Below are 6,043 nucleotides of genomic sequence, written 5' to 3'. Positions count from 1 at the left end.
CCGTCGACGAGGCCCGGACCCGGCTGCCGCCGGTCCTGCCGGCGGCGCCCGCCTTCATCGTGCCGTCGGTGGTCGAGCCGGCCTTCGATCCCGAGCGGCCGCGGATCGAGCCGAGCCTCGAGCCGAGCCTGGAGCTCCGGGCCGACGAGGCCCGTGCCCCCTTCCCGGAACCCGGCGCGGTCGAGACCCCGAAGCCGCTTCCGGCCGAGCCGGCGCCCGTGGTCCCACCCGTCCGCGTCCCGGAGGCGGACCGCCGGGCGGAGCCGGACGCGCCGAGCGCGCGCGCGATCGCGCCCGAGGACGACCTGTTCGCCGCCCCCGAGCCGCCCCTCCGGGAGGAGCCGCGGGAGGAGCCCCGCGGGGAGCCCGAGACGACGGCCGCGGACGAGGCGCCGGCCCTGCGCCCGAGCCTCGACACGCCGCCCGAGCCCGAGCCGGCCCCGCCGGCCGCCCCGCGCACCGTGGTGGGGCGCTACGCCTCGGGCGGCAACACCTACGTGATGTTCGAGGACGGCTCGATCGAGGCGGAGACGCCGCAGGGCCGCTTCACCTTCGCGTCCCTCGACGAGCTGAAGGCCTTCGTGGACGGCGGCGGCGAGTCCGGGACCCGCGGCGCGGCCTGAACCCGCCCCGGGGACGGCCGCGGCGTCACACCAGCGGGTTGAGGCTGTCGTTGCGCGGCGGGATCGGGGCCCGCATGGTCAGCGAGAAGCCCCCGGGGGCGTAGTCGGTGGTCACCTCGGCCTGGACCTGGGTGATCAGGACGCGCTGCAGCAGGCGCGAGCCGAAGCCCTGGCGGCTCGGCGGCGCGACCGGCGGCCCGCCGGTCTCGCGCCACGAGAACCGCAGGATCCCGGCCGGGCCGCCGGGCTCCAGGGACCATTCCACCGCCACCCGGCCGGTGCGGTTCGACAGGGCCCCGTACTTCGCCGCGTTGGTGGTCAGCTCGTGGATCGCCATGCCGATCGGCACCGCGATCTCGGAGGGCAGGTCGATCGCCGGCCCGTCGAGGCTGATGCGCCCCTCGGCGGCCCCGTCCGGCGCCACCTCCGCGTAGGGCTTCAGCTCGTTGCGCAGGAGGTTGGCGATCGACGCGGTCTGCCACGTGTCCTCGGTGAGCACCGAGTGCGTGTGCGCCAGGGATTTGATCCGCCCGACGAAGGCCTCGTAGAAGCTCTCAATGCTGGACGCCGTCCGCGCGGTGGAGCCCACGATGGCCTGGACGGTCGCCAGCGTGTTCTTCACCCGGTGGTGCAGTTCGCGGATCAGCAGGCTCTGGCGCTCCTCCGCGACCCGGCGGTCGGTCACGTCCGCGACGACGCCGATCAGGCGGCGCGGCAGGCGGCCGGGGGCGTCGCGCTCGAACCGGCCGGCCATGTCGATCGTGCGCCACACGCCGTCGGACTTGCGCCGGATCCGGCCGCTGATGTGCAGGTCCCCGTCCTCGCGCAGCGCCTTGGAGATCGCCCGCCGGACCGCGGGGCGGTCGTCCGGGTGGAGGATGTCGTTGAGAAACTCGGTCTTGCCGATCGTCCCGTCCTCGGGCGCGTGCCCGAAGATCTCGTACATGTGCTCGTTCTCCCAGATCGCCTGGTCCTCGAGCATGTGCCACTCGAAGATGCCGAGCCGGGCGACCGTGGTGGCGACCCGCAGGCGCTGGTCGCGGGACAGGATCTCGTCCCGGGCCTCGACCCGCGTGGTGATGTCCTGGAGGACGCCGACCATGCCGACCGGCGCGCCGTCGGGGCCCGGCACGGCCTGCCCCCGCACCCGCAGGATCACGGTCCGCCCGGCCACCGTCGTGGCCGTGTCGAACTGGTAGGGCTCGTCGGTCCCGTCGGCCTCGCCGATCAGCGCGCTCAGGCGCGCGAGCTCCGCCGGCGACAGGCCGGTCTTCAGTTCCTCCCACGAGACGGAACGGCCCGGCGGGCGACCGAGGATGCGGGCGGCGCGGCGCGACAGGGTGAGGAGGCCGGTCGCGCGGTCCCAGCGCCATTCCCCGAGCCCGGCGGCCGCGAGGGCCTCGCGGTTCGCGTCGGAATGGGCCGCCGCGTCCACGTCGACCGTCTCGACCGCCAGGGTCCGGCCCGCGCGCCGGACCCGCACGTCGAGGGGCGTGCCGTCCGCCCGGCGCCAGACCTGGAGACCGTCCCGGAGACCTTCCGGCCCCGCGCTCAGGAGTTCGGCGGCCGCGCGCCCGGGCAGGGTGCCGGGCGGCCAGCCGGCGAGATCGTGCAGGGCCCGGTTGGCGGCGACGATCCCCGCCTCGTCCGCCGACAGCACGGCGAGGCCGATCGCGGCCTCGTCGAAGCCGGCGCGCAACGGGTCCTCCGCCGCCGGGTCCTGACCCACCCTCTCATTCACTCGGAAGAATCCTCGAACGCGCCGTGGCGCGCTCCCGCCGGAGATGAGCCCCCTCCCGCCACGATCCCGGACCGCGGCGGCCCCTGAGGATGGCGCCCGAGCGTGACTGTGGCAAGGCGTTCCGCTCCGCCTGCGGCGACCGGGCACCCGCGCGATCCGCCCGCGGGGGCTCTCAGCGGGGGCGGCGGGCGAATTCCAGATAGGTGGGCCGGCGGCCCGCTGCCAGCGCCTTGGCCTCGTAGCGCGTGCCGGGCCAGCCCGGGAACGGCCGCGTCCAGTCCCGCGCGTCCCGCGCCGTCCAGGCGAGGACCGGGCACCGCGCGGCCCGGACGAGCGTCCAGCCGGCATAGTCGTCGATGTCGCTGGCGAAGCGGAACAGGCCGCCGTCCTTCAGGACCCGGCCGATCTCGGCGAGCGACGCGTCGGAGACGAACCGGCGCTTGCGCTGCCGCCGCTTGGGCCAGGGATCGGGATAGAGCAGGTAGACCCGGTCGAGGCAGGCGTCCGGCAGGCGCGCCAGCAGGGCGGTCACGTCCTCGTCGCGGATGCGGACGTTGTGCAGCGCCCGCGCCTCGATCGCCGCCAGCAGCTTGACCACGCCGTTGACGAAGGGCTCGGCGCCGATGATGCCGACGGCCGGATGCGCGGCCGCCTGGGCGGCGAGGTGCTCGCCGCCGCCGAAGCCGATCTCCAGCCACAGCGCCTCCGGCGGCGCCGGCATGGCCGGGAACAGCGTGCGCGGATCGAGGATCGCGTCGCCCGGCGGCAGGTCGACCCGCAGGCTCGGCAGCAGCTCGGCGAGCCGGCGCTCCTGCTGCCCGCGCAGGCGCTTGCCCTTGCGGCGCCCGAAGAAGGCGCGCTCCGGCTCCTCGGCTGGGTGGTCGGAGCGTCCAGGGGCGTCGGTGTCCACCGGCTCAGTCTACCTCGGAGAGATGGGACGCGTCCCGGGTCACGACCGGGGACGGGGCGCGTCGGTGGGATGCCGTCCCGGACACCGCGCCCGGCACGCCGCGACGCGGCACGGTCGGGTGGCGCGGCACCCGCGCGGTCGCCGCGGCGCCGAACGCACCGCGCCGCCAGCGCCCGATCGGGATCGCCGGCCGCGGGACCGCGGAGCATCCGGGACCGGGCGGCGCTCAAAGCACCGCCCGCACCGCATTCACGTCGCCCCGGCGCGCCGCCGATCTCCGGCCCGCGCGTCGGCCCGGGGCCGAGCGGAAGGCCCTCAGGCCAGCGCCGACTTCAGCTTGCCGGCGAGGTCGGTGCGCTCCCACGAGAAGCCGCCGTCGGCCTCCGGGGCGCGGCCGAAATGGCCGTAGGCCGAGGTGCGCGCGTAGATCGGCTTGTTCAGGCTGAGCGCCGTGCGGATGCCGCGGGGCGACAGGTCCATGGCGTCCATCAGAACGGCCTCGAGCTTGGCCTCGTCGACCGTGCCGGTGCCGTGCAGGTCCACGTAGATCGAGAGCGGCTTCGACACGCCGATCGCGTAGGCGAGCTGGATCGTGGCGCGGCTGGCGAGGCCCGCGGCCACCACGTTCTTGGCGAGGTAGCGCGCCGCGTAGGCCGCCGAGCGGTCGACCTTCGTCGGGTCCTTGCCGGAGAACGCGCCGCCGCCGTGCGGGGCCGCGCCGCCGTAGGTGTCGACGATGATCTTGCGGCCGGTGAGGCCGGCGTCGCCGTCCGGGCCGCCGATCACGAACTTGCCGGTCGGGTTCACGTGCCAGACCGTGCCCTCGTTGACCCAGCCCTGCGGCAGCGCCTTCAGGATGTAGGGCTCGACGATGGCGCGGACGTCCGCGGAATCGAGGGACTCGTCGAGGTGCTGGGTCGACAGCACGATCTGGGTCACCTCGACCGGGCGGCCGTTCTCGTAGCGGACCGTGACCTGGCTCTTGGCGTCGGGGCCGAGCTTGGCGGCGTCGCCCTGCTTCGCCTTGCGGGCGTCGGCGAGGTCCTTGAGGATCTTGTGGGCGTAGAAGATCGGCGCCGGCATCAGCTCGGGCGTCTCGTCGGCGGCGTAGCCGAACATGATACCCTGGTCGCCCGCGCCCTCGTCCTTGTTGCCGGCCGCGTCCACGCCCTGGGCGATGTCGGCCGACTGGGCGTGCAGGTGGATCGCGACGTCGTTGTTCTTCCAGTGGAAGCCCGACTGCTCGTAGCCGATGTCCTTCACGGCCTCGCGGGTCAGGGCCTCGAGGTCCTTGAAGGTCACCGAATCGGGTCCGCGCACCTCGCCGGCGATGACGATGCGGTTGGTCGTGGCGAGCGTCTCGACGCCGAGCCGCGCCTCCGGCATCGCCGCGAGGTAGGCGTCGACCACGGTGTCCGAGATCCTGTCGCAGACCTTGTCGGGGTGCCCCTCGGACACGGACTCGCTGGTGAACAGGTAGTTGGAACGCGGCATCGGACGGCCTCGGCTGCAGAGGTACGCCGTCGCGATCGCGGCGTTTGACCCTTCATGGGGGCGGGGTTCTCGCACCCGGCCGGGGGCCGGTCAAGATGGAGGAACGAACGGATCCGCTATACCGGACGAACCGACCGGAAAAACGATCGCGCGACACCCCGGGGCCTGCCCTCGCCCTCAGCCGCCGAGCTTGCTCTCGAGGGCCCGGATGGCGTCGGCCACGTCGCGGCGCGCCTCCTCGGAGAAGTTCTCGGTGATGTGGCGGCCCACGACTTCCGCCAGCCCCTTCAGCCCGGCCTCCGACAGGGTCGACTGCTCGCGCTCGCTGAAGCCCGGCGCGATGAAGTCATCGTTCCGGGGCATTCCTTTGAAGAAGTAATCCATCGGCACGCCGGTCATGCGCGAGAAGATGTCGAGATGGACGGCGCTGATCCGGTTGGTTCCCTTCTCGTACTTCTGGAGCTGAGCTGCAGACATACCGAAGCTCTGCGCGACGCGGCGCTGTGTGAGCGATGCCTTGCGGCGCTGCTCGGCGATGCGTTGCCCGACATAGACGTCGCGCTGATCGGTCTTCTGGCCCGCCATGAAGTGCTCGTCCACCCCCTGCCATGAATCCTGGCGGCAAAGCTTAGCGCGCCCCTCGGTACTTGTCACCGGCAGGCGTTCGACGTGGTGGACGATTTGCTCACGGCTCTGCGGCCGGGAGATCTGCAAGAATAGACAACTTGGTGTCCCCGGCAGGGCTCGAACCTGCGACCCCAGGTTTCATACCACTTCGGCTTTCGCCGCCGCGTCCCGAAGGTCCGCGTTCGTGGCCTGGACTATCCCTTCACCGTGGGCTGGACTGCATCCAACCGGTAGGTGCCGCCCGTCTAGTCTCTACACCTTCCCGCAGAACGCCGGGGCGCCGCGCGGGCTTGGCTCGGGATCGGCAGAGCATCGGACGGCGGCGCGTCGATGCCGGAAGCTTTCCCCGACTTTGAGCGGATCCGTCGCGCGGTTTCCCGGCGCGACGCCCAATTGAACCTTCTAGGAAACCTGTGCTCTGTCCAGCTGAGCTACGGAGACGACCGGCGCTCCATAGCATTCTCGCCGGCCGAGGCCAACCGCGGCCGGTGGAGCGGCGCGGTGCCGGGACCTTGCGATCTGGGGGGATCGATGCGTGGGGGCGCGGCGGTCATGCTGGCAGCCTCGCTGGCGGCGGCGCTCGCCGTGGCGGCGCCCTGCCCGGCCGGCGCCGCGCCGCGCGCCGGCCCGTCGGCGTGCGCGACCGGG

5 protein-coding genes and 1 pseudogene are annotated in these 6,043 nt (G+C 73.3%); 2 read left to right on the top strand and 4 right to left on the bottom strand.

The features are described from left to right. A partial coding sequence (locus ACLBYE_RS29075) for a hypothetical protein (protein WP_447696818.1) occupies positions 1-623 on the top strand: 623 nt, incomplete at its 5' end. A 25-nt stretch (positions 624-648) separates the two neighbouring features. On the opposite strand, the gene ACLBYE_RS29070 is transcribed toward ACLBYE_RS29075, so the two are convergent. The 4 genes from ACLBYE_RS29070 to ACLBYE_RS29055 all read right to left on the bottom strand — a co-directional run bounded on the left by ACLBYE_RS29070 (position 649) and on the right by ACLBYE_RS29055 (position 5,353). Further along, complete coding sequence (locus tag ACLBYE_RS29070; RefSeq protein WP_447696817.1) at positions 649-2,364, bottom strand: sensor histidine kinase; 1,716 nt, start codon at positions 2,362-2,364, stop codon at positions 649-651. Positions 2,365-2,536: 172 nt separating this feature from the next. Further along, positions 2,537-3,274, bottom strand: coding sequence for a tRNA (guanine(46)-N(7))-methyltransferase TrmB (gene trmB, locus ACLBYE_RS29065; protein WP_447696816.1), 738 nt, complete (start codon positions 3,272-3,274; stop codon positions 2,537-2,539). A gap of 315 nt (positions 3,275-3,589) precedes the next feature. Next, positions 3,590-4,768, bottom strand: a complete 1,179-nt coding sequence (gene metK, locus ACLBYE_RS29060; RefSeq protein ID WP_020091324.1) for a methionine adenosyltransferase — start codon at positions 4,766-4,768, stop codon at positions 3,590-3,592. Between the two features lie 177 nt (positions 4,769-4,945). Further along, entirely contained in the window at positions 4,946-5,353 is a 408-nt protein-coding gene (locus ACLBYE_RS29055) for a helix-turn-helix domain-containing protein (protein WP_012321411.1), read from the bottom strand. A 372-nt stretch (positions 5,354-5,725) separates the two neighbouring features. On the opposite strand from ACLBYE_RS29055, the pseudogene ACLBYE_RS29050 reads away from it, so the two are divergent. After that, a pseudogene (locus tag ACLBYE_RS29050) lies at positions 5,726-6,043 on the top strand (hypothetical protein); the annotation flags it as partial.

The organism is Methylobacterium sp. A52T, assembly GCF_053346095.1.
This window is presented reverse-complemented; position numbering and strand designations above follow the sequence as displayed.